At 69.8% G+C, this 16,334-nt stretch carries 10 protein-coding genes; 9 read left to right on the forward strand and 1 reads right to left on the reverse strand.

The features are described 5' to 3' along the window. Positions 1-23: 23 nt before the first annotated feature. The gene (locus ACT53Q_RS16685; protein ID WP_476187776.1) at positions 24-1,031 is read right to left on the reverse strand and encodes a class II aldolase/adducin family protein; all 1,008 of its coding nucleotides are present in this window, start codon (positions 1,029-1,031) and stop codon (positions 24-26) included. A gap of 402 nt (positions 1,032-1,433) precedes the next feature. Between ACT53Q_RS16685 and ACT53Q_RS16690 the strand changes: the two genes are divergently transcribed. From ACT53Q_RS16690 to ACT53Q_RS16730, 9 genes are all read left to right on the forward strand, one after another. Continuing rightward, complete coding sequence (locus ACT53Q_RS16690; protein WP_476187777.1) at positions 1,434-4,775, forward strand: non-ribosomal peptide synthetase; 3,342 nt, start codon at positions 1,434-1,436, stop codon at positions 4,773-4,775. Continuing rightward, positions 4,776-8,138: a non-ribosomal peptide synthetase gene (locus tag ACT53Q_RS16695; RefSeq protein WP_476187778.1), complete on the forward strand. Its 3,363-nt coding sequence runs from the start codon at positions 4,776-4,778 to the stop codon at positions 8,136-8,138. A 123-nt stretch (positions 8,139-8,261) separates the two neighbouring features. After that, a complete protein-coding gene (locus ACT53Q_RS16700; RefSeq protein ID WP_476187779.1) occupies positions 8,262-9,599 on the forward strand; it encodes an MFS transporter in 1,338 nt (445 codons plus the stop codon). 217 nt (positions 9,600-9,816) lie between these two features. Next, complete coding sequence (locus tag ACT53Q_RS16705; RefSeq protein ID WP_476187780.1) at positions 9,817-10,584, forward strand: DUF6875 domain-containing protein; 768 nt, start codon at positions 9,817-9,819, stop codon at positions 10,582-10,584. Continuing rightward, the gene (locus ACT53Q_RS16710) at positions 10,581-11,924 is read left to right on the forward strand and encodes an FAD-dependent oxidoreductase (RefSeq protein WP_476187781.1); all 1,344 of its coding nucleotides are present in this window, start codon (positions 10,581-10,583) and stop codon (positions 11,922-11,924) included. Before ACT53Q_RS16705 ends, ACT53Q_RS16710 begins: the two co-directional genes overlap by 4 nt. A gap of 79 nt (positions 11,925-12,003) precedes the next feature. Beyond that, positions 12,004-12,663 (forward strand): 4'-phosphopantetheinyl transferase family protein, encoded by a 660-nt coding sequence (locus ACT53Q_RS16715; protein ID WP_476187782.1) that lies wholly within the window; start codon positions 12,004-12,006, stop codon positions 12,661-12,663. Between the two features lie 290 nt (positions 12,664-12,953). Beyond that, a complete protein-coding gene (gene thrS / locus ACT53Q_RS16720) occupies positions 12,954-14,873 on the forward strand; it encodes a threonine--tRNA ligase (protein WP_476187783.1) in 1,920 nt (639 codons plus the stop codon). A gap of 57 nt (positions 14,874-14,930) precedes the next feature. After that, on the forward strand, positions 14,931-15,455 hold the full coding sequence (gene infC / locus ACT53Q_RS16725) for a translation initiation factor IF-3 (RefSeq protein WP_476187806.1): 525 nt from the start codon (positions 14,931-14,933) through the stop codon (positions 15,453-15,455). A 191-nt stretch (positions 15,456-15,646) separates the two neighbouring features. After that, a complete protein-coding gene (locus ACT53Q_RS16730) occupies positions 15,647-16,327 on the forward strand; it encodes an ankyrin repeat domain-containing protein (protein ID WP_476187784.1) in 681 nt (226 codons plus the stop codon). Positions 16,328-16,334 lie beyond the last annotated feature (7 nt).

A 16,334-nucleotide genomic window follows, 5' to 3' on the forward strand; every position in this document is an offset into this window, starting at 1 on the left:
GATCTTCCTGACGACGTGCGGATTCAGTCCGCGGCGGAACGGGAGTCTCGGGCCCGGCGGTACGCTTCCGCTTCCCAGCCCATCAATGCGGCGACGTCGGCGACGTCGAGATAGCGTAGGCCGTCCGCCGACGCGCAGCGCAGGCCGACGTCGGCGAGGCAACCGAGCATCGCGCGCGCGCCGTCGCTCAGCGTCGGCGCATGCAGCAGGCCGGCGCCCGGCACCAGTGCCCACGATGGCGGTTCGCGACCGGCGGCGGCGACGTCGGCGCGCATGCGCGAGAGCGGGCGCGCGGCATCCACGGTTTCCGCGCATTCCCCGAGGAACACGACGTGATCGGGATACAGCGCGCCGCGCGTCGCGATCGCGCAGGCGACGGGATCGGTGGCGATCGCGTGCAATTGTGGATCGTCGGCGACGACCCAGTCGAGGTCGTTCGCCGCGCGCAACGCCGCGTCGTCGCGTGCGGCCGGCGTGCGCGACGGCAGCGCGAGCCGGCGTTCGACCGCGTGCAGCCGCGCTTCGGCGTCGTCGCAGTCGGTGCCGCCGACGACGAGGCCGTGGTTGCCGAGCAGCAGGATGTCCGGCGGCGTCGCGGCCGATGCGAGTGCCTCGCGGATCGCGACGGTGAGCGGCAGGCCGGGGCGGCGATACGGCACCCACGCCCACGCGAGGCCGTCGAGCACATCGGCGAGCGCGGCCTGCGCGTCTTCGCGCACGGCCCACGCGATCGCGTTCACCGAGTGCACGTGCGCGACCACCGCATGCGGCAGCAGGGCATGCAGCGACGTTTCGATCGAGGGGCGCAGCGCACCGGGCGATGTCAACGCTGTCAGTGCCGTTTCGGCGTCCTCGCGGATCATCGCGCGGCGCACTTCGCCCAGCGGCAGGCGCACGAAGATGTCGCGGTCGTGCGCATGCGCGAGCCACGTGCCCGATGCCTTCACCCAGAACGTGTCGTCTGATTTCAGCGAGGTATTTCCACCACCGCCCTGCACGAGGCCTGCATCGTTGCCCAGCCGGGACGACATCGCGACCAGCGAGTCCGGTGCTCCGGAAGCGGGTGGGCGGGATGGGGTCGGGCCGTGCGTCATTCCAGGGACATCCATTCAATCGAGAGTACGCACGAACCCCGTCTCAACCGCCGGGACGGCCTGGAGCGGCGACACGCTTCAGGTCCATATCGTAAAAAGAGGAAAAAAGCGGACATGCTTTTTTGCACGGAACGATTCTCGTGATGTGCGACGTTCGCCGTTGAAGATGCGACCCATTGCCGCGTCGCGTCGACGCCGACACTCGACTTGCAGAATAAGCGGAGTGTGATAGCTTGGGAAGCTGATTCAGCGAGCGCAAGGATGCCTGGGGGGCGTCTACGCACATCGCCCCGAGGCGCGGCGTTCTGTCCCGCGTACATCGCACGGAAGTCCAGCAGAATGAATGAACTCGAACAACGCCTGGCCCGGCTCTCAGACGAACAGCGAGAGCAATTGCGGCAGGCCTCGATGCGCGAGCGCACGTCTCGCGCGCGCATCCGTCCACGTCCGCGACCGGAGCGTATCCCGCTGACGTTCGGACAGCGTCGCCTGTGGCTGCAGGATCGTCTCGATCCCGGCCAGGTCGCCTACAATTCCGCATGGGGCATGTGGCTCCACGGCACGGCAAATCCCGGGGATTTGCGGCATTCGCTGCAATCGCTGGTCGATCGCCACGAAGGCTTGCGCACCGTGTATCCCGCGGTCGGAGGCGAGCCGTTCCAGCGCATCCTGCCGCAGCTCGATCTGCCGTGGCGCGAGGTACGTGCCGAGGGGGCGGACCCCGCCGCACGACGCGCCGACGCCACGCGCATCGCGCGCGAGGATGCGGCCCGGCCGTTCGATCTCGAGAACGGCCCGGTGCTGCGCGTCGTGCTGGTGGCGGTCGAGCCCGACCTGCACCTGCTGCTGATCACCTTCCACCACATCGCGATCGACGGCTGGTCGGTGAGCACGCTGATGCGCGAGTTCTTCGATGCCTACAATCGTTTGCAGGAGGGTCGCGCGCTCGATGCGCCCGCGCCCGAACTGCAGATCGCCGACGTCGCGCTGTGGCAGCAGGAACAGCTCGCCGGCGAGCGCATGCGCACGCAGCTCGACTTCTGGAAGACGCAACTCGACGGTGCGCCGGCGACGCTCGACCTGCCCACCGACCGGCAGCGCCCGGCGACGCGCAGCTATCGTGGCGGCGCGTGGTCGGCGGACATCCCGCCCGGTGTCTATGCACGCCTGCAAACGCTTGCGCGCGAATGCCGCGCAACCGTTTCCAGCGTCGTGCTGGCCGCCTACCAGATCGTGCTCTCGCGCTACAGCGGCCAGGAAGACCTGGTGATGGCGATGGGCATCGCCGGTCGTTCGCGGCTCGAACTGGAATCGGTGGTCGGCTTCTTCATCAACCTGCTGCCGCTGCGTGCGGACCTGTCCGGCACGCCGACCTTCGCCGACTACCTCGAACGCACCCACGCCGGCGTGCTGCGCGCGATGGAGCATGCGGATGCGCCGTTCGAGCGCATCCTCGAAGCGCAGCGGCTGCCGCGCTCGGTCGGCTACACGCCGTTCGCGCAGGCGACCTATTTCTTCCAGAGCTATCCGGCGCGCGGCGAATCGCTGTCGGGCCTGCGTATCGAGGACGCGAAGCTGCAGGACATCGCGCCGGACACCGCGCAGACCGACCTGCAGCTGTTCGTGAACCAGCACCGCGAAGGCGAGCTGATCTTCGAATACAGCGCCGACCTCTACGACGAAGCGACGATCCGGCGCATGGGCGGCCATCTGCTCACGCTGCTCGCCGCCGCGGCCGATGCGCCGCAGACGCCGATCACGCTGCTGCCGCTGCTCACCGTCGACGAACACGCCGCGATCGATCGCTGGAACGCCACCGACCGCGACCTGCCCGCCGATCCGACCATCGCCGCGCTGTTCGCCGCGCAGGCCGCGGCCACGCCCGATGTCGTCGCCGTCCGCTTCGGCACGCGCGCGATGACCTATGCCGAACTCGATCGCCGCGCCGACGCCGTGGCGCGCGCGGTGCGCGACGCCGGTGCGGGCCCGGGCGTGCTCGTCGGCCTGTACGTCGAGCGCACGCTGGAAATGCTGATCGGCCTGGTCGGCATCGTGAAGGCGGGCGCCGCCTACGTGCCGCTGGATCCGGGTTTCCCGCGCGATCGCCTCGGCTACATGGTCGAGACCTCGCAGTCGACGATCATCGTCACCCAGGCGTCGCTGCGCGACCAGTTGCCGGCACCGGTGCCGTCGGTGGTCGTCGTCGATGCCGACGCACCGCTCGCCGACGGCGAGGCGATGCGTGGCAACGGCGTGGGCCCGCACGATCCGGCCTACGTGATCTTCACCTCCGGTTCCACCGGCAAGCCGAAGGGCGTCGAGATCCGGCAGCGTGCGGCGGTGAACCTGATCCGCTCGATCGCGCGCGAACCCGGCATCGCCGCGGGCGACACGATCTGCGCGATCAGCACCCTGTCGTTCGACATCGCGCTGACCGAACTGGTGATCCCGCTGACGGTGGGCGCCTGCATCCTGCTGGTCGATCGCGACACCGTGCGCGACGGCCTGCGCCTGCGTCGCCTGATCGAAGCCGAGCCGCTCACGCTGATGCAGGCCACGCCGGCTACCTGGCGCATGCTGCTGGACGTGGGCTGGCCGGGCAAACCGTCGATGCGGATCATCTCCACCGGCGAGGCGCTGCCGCGCGAGCTGGCCGATCGCCTGCTGCCGATGGGCCGCGAGCTGTGGAATCTCTACGGTCCCACCGAGACCACGGTCTATTCCGCGCTGTGCCGGGTCGAGCCGGGCACGGGGCCGATCATCGTCGGCCGGCCGGTCGACAACACCCGCCTCCACATCGTCGACCGCCACATGCAGCCGCTGCCGGTCGGCGTGCCGGGCGAACTGCTGATCGGCGGCGACGGCCTGGCCGCGGGCTATCGCGGCCGCCCGGATCTCACCGCCGAGAAGTTCATCTCCGATCCGTTCTCCGCCGAGGCGGACGCGCGCCTGTATCGCACCGGCGACCTCGCGTTCTGGCGTGCCGACGGTACCGTGCAGGTGGTCGGCCGCATCGACCACCAGATCAAGCTGCGCGGCTTCCGCATCGAACTGGGCGAGATCGAATCGGTGCTGGCCGACCTGCCGGCGCTGGACCAGGTGGTCGTGCATTGCCGCGAGGATCGCCCCGGCGATCCGCGTCTGGTCGCGTACTACACCTGCACCGGCGAGCGGCCCGATCCGGCGGACCTGCGCGCGGAACTCAAGCGCGCGCTGCCGGAGTACATGATCCCGTCGGCGTTCGTCGCGCTGGACGCGTTCCCGCTGACGCCGAACGGCAAGGTCGATCGCCGCGCGCTGCCGGCGCCGGAAGCGGCGTCGGGCAACGACGACGATTTCATCGCGCCGCGCACGGACGACGAAATCGCGCTGGCCGCGCTGTGGACCGAACTGCTGCACGTGCCGCGCGTCGACGTGCGCGCCGACTTCTTCGATCTCGGCGGCCATTCGCTGCTGGCGACGCAGATGCTGGCGCGCATCGAGTACGACTACGGCATCGAACTGCCGCTGCGCGCACTGTTCGAGTCGCCGACGCTGGAGCAACTGGCGGCACGGGTGGCGAGCGAGTGCGAGGCGGCCGATCGCGCGGCGATGGCGGCCCTGCTGGGAGATATCGACAATCTGAGCGAAGCCGAATTGCTGGATCGCCTTTCGGACGCGGGCGTGACCGGAGCGGCGTAAATGAGCGAACTCGAGCGGCGTCTGGCGAATCTCTCGCCGGAGAAACGTGCGCAACTGATGCAGCAGCTGGCGAAGCGCGCGGCGGAAACCGCCGTGCCGAAGTCCGAGATCGGACGACGTCCGCGGCCGGCGCGTCTGCCGCTGTCCTCGGCGCAGGAGCGGCTGTGGATCCTGGACCAGTTCGATCCGGGCAACAGCGTCTACAACGTCACCTCGCTGATGCGCTTCTACGGCGCGCTCGACCTCGACGTCCTGCAGCGCTGCCTCGACACCATCGCCGAACGCCACGAAAGCCTGCGCACGGTGTTCCCGCGGGATGCCGAGGGGCCGTTCCAGCGCATCCTGCCGCCCGCGCCGGTGCCGATGGCGCGGCTGGACGTCTCCGATCGCGGCGACGAAGCGGCCCGCACCGCGGCCGCGATCGCCCTCGCGCAGGCCGATGCCCGCGCCTCGTTCGATCTCGTCGCCGGCCCGGTGCTGCGCGCGACGCTGGTGAAGATCGGCGAACACGATCACCTGATGGCGCTCAGCGCGCACCACATCGCGGTCGACGGCTGGTCGCTGGGCGTCGTCTTCGGCGAACTCACGCGGCTGTATCGCGCGTTCCTCGCCGGCGAGGCGTCGCCGCTGCCGGAACTGCCGATCCAGTACGTCGACTACACGCTGTGGCAGCGCGACGAGCTGGGCAGCAGCGAGATGGCGCGCCAGCTCGACTACTGGAAGTCGCGGTTCGAGCAGCGCCCGACGGTGCTGGAACTGCCGGGCGATCGTCCGCGCCCGCCGGCGCAGAGCTATCGCGGTGCGATGCTCAACCGCGCGCTGCCGCCCGATCTGTACGACGCGGTGAAGCGCTTCAGCCGCCAGGAAGGCGTCACCCCGTTCATGACCTTCCTCGCCGCGTACCAGACGCTGCTGGCGCGCTATTCGGGGCAGAACGACATCGTGGTCGGCGTGGGCAACGCCAACCGCACCCGGCGCGAACTCGAGCCGCTGGTCGGCTTCTTCATCAACACGCTGCCGCTGCGCTCGGACCTGTCGGCTGATCCGACCTTCCGCGAACTGCTGGCGCAGGTGAAGACGGCGACGCTGGACAGCTACAGCAACCAGGACCTGCCGATCGAGCGCCTGATCGAGACGCTGAACATCGAGCGCGACCTGAGCCATGCGCCGCTGTTCCAGACGATGCTGTTCTACCAGAACTTCCCGGCCACGGACATCGATCTGCCCGGGTTGAAGCTGGTGCCGGTGGACATGGCCGACGCGCATTCGGGCACCGCGCGCGCCGACCTGTCGATCTTCGCCGCGGAGGACGACGAAGCCGGCCTGATCATGCTGATCGAGTACGCGACCGACCTGTTCGATCGCGCCTACGTCGAGGCCTTCGCCGACCATCTCGAACAACTGCTGCGTTCGGTGTTGGCCGCGCCCGACACGCGCGTGCGTGCGCTCGACATCCTGCCGCCGGCCGAACGCCGCCGGCTGCTCGTCGACTGGAACGCCACCGCGGCGCCGCTGCCGGAGGCGAAGACGCTGCATGCGCTGTTCGAGGCGCAGGCCGTGCGCACGCCGCAGGCCATTGCGGTGGTGCAGGGCGACATCGCACTGACCTACGCCGATCTCGATGCGCAGGCCGCGCGTGTCGCCGCGCGCCTGCGCGTGCAGGGCTGCGGCCCCGGGCGCATGGTCGGCCTGTACCTGGAGCGCACGCCGAAGATGCTGGCCGCGCTGCTGGGCGTGCTGAAGTCCGGTGCGGCCTACGTGCCGCTGGACCCGGGTTTCCCGGCCGAACGCATCGGCTACATGCTGGAAGACGCCGCGGCGCCGGTGGTGCTGACCGAACGCAGCATCGCCGCGCAGTTGCCGGCCGGCGCGCACGTCGCGCTGGTGCTCGAAGACGTGCTCGACGCGCGCGACGACGGCGCGGCTGTCGATGGCGTCGTCGTCGACGGCGCCGCCGGCGCGGACGACGCGGCCTACGTCATCTTCACCTCCGGTTCGACCGGCCGTCCCAAGGGCGTGCGCATCCCGCACCGCGCGGCAGTGAACTTCCTCGCGTCGATGGCGCGTGAACCCGGCCTTGGCGCCGACGATCGCCTGTGCGCGATCACCACGCTGTCGTTCGACATCGCGCTGCTGGAACTGATGCTGCCGCTGACCGTGGGTGCACGCGTGGTGCTGGCCGATCGCGCCACCGCCGCCGATGGTCCCGCGCTGGCCGCGCTGCTGGACGGCGCGGGCGCGACCACGCTGCAGGCGACACCGGCGACCTGGCGCATGCTGCTCGAATCGGGCTGGCGCGGCCGTCCGGGCCTGCGCATGCTCTGCGGCGGCGAAGCGCTGCCGCGCGAACTCGCGGATCGTCTGCTCGGCTGCGGTGCCGAACTGTGGAACGTCTACGGCCCGACCGAAACCACCGTCTGGTCGACGCTGGAGCGCGTGACCGCGGGCGAAGGCCCGGTCGCGATCGGGCATCCCATCGCCAACACCGAGGTCTACGTCGTCGACAGGACGCTGCAGCCGGTGCCGGCGGGCCTGCCGGGCGAACTGCTGATCGGCGGCCTCGGTGTCGCGCTCGACTACCTCGATCGGCCCGAACTCACCGCCGAGAAATTCATCGACGATCCGTTCGGGCCGCGTCCGGGCGGTCGCCTGTACCGCACCGGCGACCTCGCGCGCTGGCGTCGCGACGGCCGCCTCGAAGCGCTGGGCCGCATCGACCACCAGGTCAAGCTGCGCGGCTTCCGCATCGAACTGGGCGAGATCGAAGCGGTGCTGCTGCAGGGCGAGGAGATCGCGCAGGCGGTGGTGATCTGCCGCGAGGATCGCCCGGGCGACAAGCGCCTGGTCGCGTACGTGGTGCCCGCCGCGGATGCGATCGACGTGGCCGCGGTGCGCAACCGCCTGCGCGAACGCCTGCCGGACTACATGCTGCCGTCGGCATTCGTCAGCCTGGAACGCCTGCCGCTCACGCCGAACGGCAAGATCGACCGCCGCGCGCTGCCCGCGCCGGAAGCCGACGCCTTCGGTGCCGGCGAATACGCCGCGCCGCGCAATCCCGAGGAGGAAACGCTGGTCGCGCTGTGGGCCGAGATCCTCGGCCGGCCGCAGATCGGCATCCACGACGATTTCTTCGACCTCGGCGGCCATTCGCTGCTCGCCACCCAGCTGGTGACGCGCATGCAGGCCGCGCTGGGCCCGGACATCACCCTGCGCATGGTGTTCGAGGCGCCGACGGTGGCCCGTTTCGCCGAACTGCTGCTGCGCCAGCGCCTCGACAGCCTCGGCGCGGAAGGCCTCGCCGACATGCTCGGCGAACTGGAAGGACTGTCCGACGAAGACCTGCAGGCGTTGCTCGCCGGATGAGTCATCGAGGACGGAACGGAGACCGCGCATGAGTGTCCCGCACGATTCCACCGCCGCCGGTGCCGCGTCCTGCGGCGCACGCCTGCAGGCCTGCGGCGCGCCGCCTGCGCGCGGGCAGGGCGCATGAGCGCGTCCGTGTCGCCGGCCGCCGCCGTCCGGTCCACCGGGCTGCGCGATTTCCTGCTGATCTGGTTCGGCCAGCTGGTGTCGGGCGTGGGCTCGCGCCTGACCAGCTTCGCGCTGGCGGTGTGGGTCTACGACACCACGAAGTCGACCACGCAGTTCGCGATGGTGTTCGTGGCGATGGCGATCCCGGCGCTGCTGCTGTCGCCCGTCGCCGGCGCGCTGGTGGATCGCTGGGACCGGCGCCGGGTGATGATCGCCTGCGAACTGGCGTCGGCCGCGCTGATCGGCGGCCTCGCACTGCTGGCCGCCACCGATCAGCTCTCGCTGCCGGTGATCTACCTCGGCGTCGGCCTGTCGGCGATCACCAACGCCTTCCTGCAGCCGGCGTACGCCGCCAGCGTGCCGCTGCTGGCGGACCGCGACCAGTTGGTGCGGCTCAACGGGCTGATCCAGACCGGGCAGGGCGTGTCGCTGGTCGGCGGGCCGGCGCTGGCGGGCGTGCTGATGAAGTTCACCGGTCTGGTCGGCGTGCTCGCCGTGGACGCGGCGAGTTTCGTCGCGGGTGCCCTGTGCATCGCGCTGGCGCGCATTCCGCGCCCCGCGCGCGACGACGCCGAGGCGCCGGACCTGCTGCGCGAGGCCCGCGACGGCTGGCGCTACATCGCCGAACGCAAGGGCCTGCTCGGGCTGCTCGTGGTCGGTACCGCGGACAGCTTCCTGTTCGCGATCGCGAGCGTCGCGATCACGCCGCTGGTGCTGGGCGTGGTGCACGGCGACAAGGCGCTGCTCGGCCTGCAGATGTCGCTGGCCTGCAGCGGGCTGATCATCGGCGGCCTGCTGATCACCGCCTGGGGCGGACCGAAGCGCAAGGTCAACGGCCTGCTCGGTTTTTCGTTCCTTGCAGGTCTGGCGCTGTTCGCGCACGGCTTCGCGCCGTCGTTCACGCTGCTGGTGGTGGCCGGGTTCGTGATGTTCCTGACCATGCCGCCGGCGCAGTCCGCCGGCTTCGCGCTGTGGCAGACCAAGGTGCCGTCGCAGTTGCTGGGACGCTGCATGTCCATCGTGCGCATGACCAGCGAGGCCGCCTTGCCGCTGGGCTACCTGCTGGCGGGTCCGCTGGCGCAATACGTGTTCGAACCCGCGATGCGGCCGGGCGGTGCGCTGGCCGGCAGCGTGGGGCGCGTGATCGGCGTCGGCGAAGGCCGCGGGCTGGGGCTGTTGTTCATCGTGCTGGGCCTGGCGATGGCGATGTTGGCCGCTCTCGGCTACGCCTTGCGTCCCGTGAGGCGGGTGGAAGAGGAATTGCCGGATGCGGAGTCTCCGGTGGCGGCCTGAACGGCCGGAGGAGCGGTGGTGTCCGCGCCCGGAGGGCGCGACCCATCGCGACGCGATGCGGCGGGGCCGCATGCGCGAGGAGAAGCGGGCAATGAGAACGGGAACAGGAACAGTGGAGCGGCGGTTGCGGGACGCGTGCAGGCGCGGAGTCGCTGCGACGGGCATCGGCCCGGTCGCGCGGGCGTCGGCATCTCAGGACAGACACAGGAACACACCCATGAACGCAAGTGATCAGACCATGGCAGCGCGGGCGGTCACGCCCGAGGCCGTGTGCCCGCACGCCGCCAAGTCCGTGCCCGCGGCCGATCCCGGGGCAGGATTCGTCCTGCGCCGCGCTTCCGAGGTGGAAGCCGCGAGCGCGCCGGATTCGCCGCTGGCCGCCTCGGTGGCCTGGGTGCGGAGTTTCCTCGCGCGCCCGCACCCCGACGTGGGCCGCGCCGGTCCGGTCTGTCCGTTCACGCCGATGGCGCTGGAACTGGACACGATCTGGCTGATCGAGATCCCCGACACCGAACCCGATCCGCAGCGGATCCACGACATCATCGAGCAGTGTCGCCAGCTGTTCCTGGAGACCGAGCCGCGCGAAGGCCCGATGGCGATCAACAAGGTCTTCATGGCCGTGTTCACCGGCCTGGACGAGACCGCCGCGCCGCTGATCGACGCCATGCAGGCGCGGCTGAAGCCGGCGTTCGTCGACGTCGGGCTGATGCTGGGCGAATTCCACGCCCGCAACGACACCCCGGGCCTGCGCAATCCGGATTTCCGGCCGCTGCGCAGCCCGATGCCGATGCTGGTGATGCGGCAGATGGTGGAATCGGACCTGCCGTTCCTCAAGCGCGAGCTGGACACGCCGCAGGTGCGCAACGCCTACCTGCGCTCCTACCTGCGCCGCCTGGGCGCGACGATCCGCCGCAACTATTTCGACCAGGCGGTGGACGCGCTGGTGCAGGCCGAACTCGAACTGCGCACGGAGGCCGCACGATGAATGCGATGCAGATTCCCGCGACGGATTCGCACGTCGCGATCGTCGGCGGCGGCCTGGCCGGTTCGCTGCTGGCGCTGGCGCTGGCCGAGCGCGGCCATCGCGTCGACGTCTACGAGCGCCGCGACGACCCGCGCGTCGAGGGCGCCGAGGGCGGCCGCTCGATCAACCTGGGCCTGTCCAAGCGCGGCATCCAGGCGCTGACCGAGGTCGGCCTGATCGACGTGGTCATGCCGCTGACGGTGGTGATGCGCGGCCGTGTGATCCATGCGCCCGACGGCAGCACGCGGTTCCAGCCCTACGGCAAGAACCGCGGCGAAGTGCTGTATTCGATCGACCGCAGCGAACTGATCCGGCTGCTGCTGGATCGCGCCGAAGCGCATCCGCACGTGAAGCTGCATTTCGAGCATCGGCTGGTCGGCATCGACAAGGGCGAGCGCGAACTGCACATCGAGCACGACGGCATCACCGACGTGGTGCGCCCGGAGTGGGTGATCTGCGCCGACGGCGCGTTCTCGCGCTGCCGCCCGGAGATGCAGCGCGGGATGCGCGCCGACTACCACCAGGAATACCTGGAGTGGGGCTACAAGGAGCTGAGCCTGGCGGCCGGCCCGGACGGCCAGTCGGTGATCGACCAGACCGCGCTGCACGTGTGGCCGCGCTCGCACGGCCTGTTCGTGTCGCACCCCAACCGCGACGGCTCGCACACGCTCACGCTGTTCCTGCCGCACGAGGGGCCGGACAGCTTCGAGACCACGCAGACCCCGGACGAGATCCAGGCGCTGTTCCGCAAATACTTCCCCGACCTGCTGCCGATGCTGCCGGGGCTGGTCGAGCAGTGGCAGCGGCGGCCGGTCGGCGCGCTGTTGACCACCAAGACCGCGCCCTGGCGTTTCGAGAGCTGGATGGTGCTTGTCGGTGACGCCGTCCATGCGGTCTACCCGTTCTACGGGCAGGGCATGAACTCGGCGTTCGAGGACTGCTCGGCCCTGCTGTCGGCGCTGAAGGCCCATCCGGGCGACCGGGCCGCCGCCTTCGCCGCCTACGAGCAGGCCCGCCGGCCCCACACCGACGTGCTGATGGAACTGTCGAAGGCCAACTTCATCGAACTGCGCCAGAAGGTGGGTTCGCCCTGGTTCGTGGCCCGCAAACGCCTGGACGTGCTGCTCAACCGGCTGATGCCCCGGACCTGGTTGCCGATCTACACGATGGTGTCCCACACTACGATGCCGTATGGTGAAGCCTTGGCGCGCGCCCGGACCCAGAACCGGATACTGGGGGGGATCGCGGCGTGCGTGACGGTAGCCTTCGGCACCGGACTCTGGTGGATGTTGCGACACTGAAAGGACTCTCGACATGCGGCCCATGGAAGGACCATCGCTGTTTCGCCCTCTGCTCCCGCCCCCGGTCCGGCTGGCGGAAATGCCGCCGGCCGCGGCCGATCCGGACGCGCTGCCGCCCGAGGAGCAGGCGCTGATCGGCCGTGCGGTCGACAAGCGCCGGCGCGAATTCGCCGCCGGTCGCCTGCTGGCCCGGTCCGTGCTGGCCGAGGCCCGGGTGCCCGCCGGCCCGCTGCTGCCCGATGCCGACCGTGTGCCGCGCTGGCCGACGGGCATCATCGGTTCGATCACCCACTGCAACAGCCTCTGCGCGGTCGCCGTGGCCCCGGCCGATGCGTACGACGGCCTGGGGCTGGACGTGGAGCCGGCCCTGCCGCTGGAGCCGCGGCTGCTGCCGATGATCACCAACGCCGCCGAGCGCGAGCGCCTGGACCAGCTGCCGCCGGACCTGCGCCCGGTGGGCGGCCGCCTGGTCTTCTGCATCAAGGAAGCGGTCTACAAGGCGATCTATCCGACCGCCCGGGTGTTCCTGGACTTCCACCAGGTCGAGGTGCTGTTCGAGGGCGACGACGGTTTCGTCGCCTACGTGCTGGTCCCCGGCGCCGCGCCCATCGGCCACCAGAGCATCCGCGGCCGGTTCCGGGTGGCCCACGGCCACATCGCGGCCTCCGTGCTGCTGCCGCTGGCCCGCCTGCCGCGTCGCGTCGAAGCCGACGTGCCCGCGCTGGTGGAGGCGCGCTGACGGGCGGCGTGCCGGCGCGGGGCCCTGCGGCTCCGCGTTGACTTTGACCGGAGGCCGACCTATGGTTTCGGCCTCCGCATTCTTCCGGGACAAGGTGACGCCGGGAAACCGCCGTCGAGCGTGCGACATGAGGACTTTCCGCCGCCCCTGATCGAACGCCCGAGGCCCGCGTCATCGCGACAGCGCCTCCGGGGCGCTTTTTTTGCGCTTGTCTCCCGCCGCACTCACCTCTGCCCCACGCCCGCAGCACCGTCCGACGGGCCTGCCGCACGCCAGATTCCCGAACCCCCATGATCGCCATCACGCTCCCCGACGGCAGCCGCCGCGAATTCGAACATCCCGTTTCCGTCGCCGAGGTCGCCGCCTCGATCGGTGCCGGCCTCGCCAAGGCCGCGCTGGCCGGCAAGGTCGACGGCAAGCTCGTCGACACCAGCTTCCGCATCGACCGCGATGCCGAGCTGGCCATCGTCACCGACAAGTCGCCCGAGGCGCTGGAGATCCTGCGCCACTCCACCGCGCACCTGCTGGCCCAGGCCGTGCAGCGCCTGTTCCCCGGCGCGCAGGTCACCATCGGCCCGGTGATCGACAACGGCTTCTACTACGACTTCGCCTACGAGCGCCCGTTCACGCCGGAAGACCTGCCGGCGATCGAGGCGGAGATGCAGAAGATCGTGAAGGAAGCGCATCCGGTCAGCCGCAGCGTGAAGTCGCGCGACGACGCGGTCGCCTACTTCAAGGGCCTCGGCGAGGCCTACAAGGCCGAGATCATCGAGAGCATCCCGGCGAACGAGGACCTCTCGCTGTACACGCAGGGCGAGTTCACCGACCTCTGCCGCGGCCCGCACGTGCCCGGCACCGACAAGCTGCGCGCGTTCAAGCTGATGAAGGTCGCCGGCGCCTACTGGCGCGGCGATTCGAACAACCAGATGCTCAGCCGCATCTACGGCACGGCGTGGCTCAACGACAAGGACCTCAAGGCCTACCTCACGCAGCTGGAGGAAGCCGAGAAGCGCGACCACCGCCGCATCGGCAAGGCGCAGGACCTGTTCCACCTGCAGGAAGAGGGCCCGGGCCTGATCTTCTGGCATCCGAAGGGCTGGGCGATCTGGCAGGTCGTCGAGCAGTTCATGCGCAAGGTCTACCGCGACAGCGGCTACCAGGAAGTGCGCTGCCCGCAGATCCTCGACGTGTCGCTGTGGCAGAAGTCCGGCCACTGGGACAACTACCAGGACAACATGTTCTTCACCGAGTCGGAGAAGCGCACCTATGCGCTGAAGCCGATGAACTGCCCGGGCCACGTGCAGGTGTTCAACCAGGGCCTGCACAGCTACCGCGACCTGCCGATCCGCTACGGCGAATTCGGCGCCTGCCACCGCAACGAGCCCTCCGGCGCGCTGCACGGCATCCTGCGCGTGCGCGGCTTCACCCAGGACGACGGCCACATCTTCTGCACCGAGGACCAGATCGAGGCCGAGGTCCGCGCCTTCCACGAGCAGGCGCTGCAGGTCTACGGCCACTTCGGCTTCACCGCGGCTTCTGAAGGGAACGTCCAGATCAAGATCGCGCTGCGCCCGGAGTCCCGCCTCGGCGACGACGCCACCTGGGACAAGGCCGAGGACGCCCTGCGCGCCGCGCTGCGGGCGGCCGGGGTCGAGTGGCAGGAACTGCCGGGCGAGGGCGCCTTCTACGGTCCGAAGATCGAGTACCACCTGCAGGACGCCATCGGCCGCACCTGGCAGCTGGGCACGATGCAGGTCGACTTCATGATGCCGGGCCGCCTCGGGGCGACCTACATCGACGAACACAGCCAGCGCCGCCACCCGGTCATGCTGCACCGCGCCATCGTTGGGTCCATGGAGCGGTTCATCGGCATCCTGATCGAGCACCACGCCGGCCAGCTGCCGGCCTGGCTGGCGCCGATCCAGGCGGTCGTGATGAACATCACGGATGCCCAGGCGGACTACGTCGAGGGCGTGCGGAAATCCCTTATGAATCAAGGTTTCCGTGTGGCGGCCGATTTGCGGAACGAAAAAATCGGCTTTAAGATTCGCGAGCACACGCTGCAGCGGGTGCCGTACCTGCTCGTGGTCGGGGATCGCGAGAAGGAAAACGGCCTTGTGGCGGTCCGGTCGCGTTCGGGGGAAGATCTTGGCAGCATGAGCGTCGCCGAGTTCGTCGCACGACTCGCGCAGGATCCCGCCTCGGCGTGACCCGGGTTCCGGTCGGCGTGCCTGCCGGCCGGTCCTTTCCCTTTCGGAGATAGCCCCATCAGTACCCCCCAGGACAAGCAGAACCGCAAGAACCACGAGATCCGCGTGCCGCGCGTGCGCGTCATCGGCAGCGACGGCGAGATGATCGGCGTGCTGTCGCGCGACGAAGCGCTCGCCAAGGCCGAAGAGGAAGGGCTCGACCTCGTCGAGATCCAGCCCAACGCGGATCCGCCGGTCTGCAAGATCATGGACTTCGGCAAGTTCAAGTTCGAACTGCAGAAGAAAGCCAACGAGGCCAAGAAGAAGACCAAGCAGGTCGAGATCAAGGAAGTGAAGTTCCGTCCGGTCACGGACGAGGGCGACTACCAGATCAAGCTGCGCAAGATGCGCGAATTCCTGGTCGACGGCGACAAGATCAAGGTCAACATCCGCTTCCGCGGCCGCGAGATGAGCCACATGGAGCTCGGTCGCGAGATGGCGCAGCGGATCGAGGCCGACCTCGGCGACGACATCGTGGTCGAATCGCGCCCGCGCCTCGAAGGCCGGCAGATGGTCATGATGATCGCGCCGAAGAAGAAATGATCCGTTCCGCGGGTGCCGCGCGCGCCCGCTGATCCACGGTTCGCGGAGGGGCGCTTCGGCGCCCCTCGTCGCATGCGGCCGCCGCCGCCCGCATCGTGCACGACGGCGCCCGGAGCCCTTCCGCCTGCGCACTTCCCGACGGGCGGATTCGCTATGATCGGGCTTCGATCGTCAGGGATGTGGAGAGGCCGATGTCAGAGACCGTCGCGTTCGGCGTGCCCGTCAGCACGATCTTTCCCGATCCCCGGACCGCCGAACTGGCGGGCGCCGTGGTCGATGGCGATGCCGCACGCGTCCGCGAACTGGCCCGGGGCGCGGATCTGTCGGTCCGGGGCGACCGCGACGTGACCCTGCTGCAATGGGCGGTGTTCAACCGCAACCTGCCGGCCCTGCGCGAACTGCTCGATGCCGGCGCCGATCCCGCCCAGCCGGGCATGGACGGCGACACCGTGCTGCATCTGGCGGCGATGGCGGACGAGCCGGCCTATCTCTCCGAACTGCTCCGCCGCGGCGCCAGCCCCGACCTGCGCAACGCGACCACCGGCGCCGGCGTGCTGCGTTCGGCACTGATCGGCGACCGCCAGGCGCAGTTCCGCATGCTGCTGGTGGCGGGCGCGGATCCGAATCTCGCCGACCGCATGGGCAACACCCCGCTGCACGTCGCGGCGCTCGTCAACGAGCCCGCGCGCGTGCTGGACCTGCTGGCGGACGGCGCCGATGCCGCGCGCCGCAACGCGCAGGGCGTCACCTTCCAGCACTATCTGTTCACCACCCGTCTCGATCTGCTGGACGCGCCCACCAGCGCGGCCTGGGAGCGCGTGCTCGACTGGCTGCAGGCGCACGCCATCCCGCTCGAGGCCGCGCAGGCCTGATCGTCCC

This window comes from Lysobacter sp. DMC97, assembly GCF_056313745.1.

Excerpts from the sequence above, each read along its gene's own strand:
- ACT53Q_RS16685 (WP_476187776.1), bottom strand. The coding sequence starts at position 1,031 with ATGTCGTCCCGGCTGGGCAACGATGCAGGCCTCGTGCAGGGCGGTGGT.
- ACT53Q_RS16690 (WP_476187777.1), top strand. The coding sequence starts at position 1,434 with ATGAATGAACTCGAACAACGCCTGGCCCGGCTCTCAGACGAACAGCGA.
- ACT53Q_RS16695 (WP_476187778.1), top strand. The coding sequence starts at position 4,776 with ATGAGCGAACTCGAGCGGCGTCTGGCGAATCTCTCGCCGGAGAAACGT.
- ACT53Q_RS16700 (WP_476187779.1), top strand. The coding sequence starts at position 8,262 with ATGAGCGCGTCCGTGTCGCCGGCCGCCGCCGTCCGGTCCACCGGGCTG.
- ACT53Q_RS16705 (WP_476187780.1), top strand. The coding sequence starts at position 9,817 with ATGAACGCAAGTGATCAGACCATGGCAGCGCGGGCGGTCACGCCCGAG.
- ACT53Q_RS16710 (WP_476187781.1), top strand. The coding sequence starts at position 10,581 with ATGAATGCGATGCAGATTCCCGCGACGGATTCGCACGTCGCGATCGTC.
- ACT53Q_RS16715 (WP_476187782.1), top strand. The coding sequence starts at position 12,004 with ATGCCGCCGGCCGCGGCCGATCCGGACGCGCTGCCGCCCGAGGAGCAG.
- thrS (WP_476187783.1), top strand. The coding sequence starts at position 12,954 with ATGATCGCCATCACGCTCCCCGACGGCAGCCGCCGCGAATTCGAACAT.
- ACT53Q_RS16730 (WP_476187784.1), top strand. The coding sequence starts at position 15,647 with ATGTCAGAGACCGTCGCGTTCGGCGTGCCCGTCAGCACGATCTTTCCC.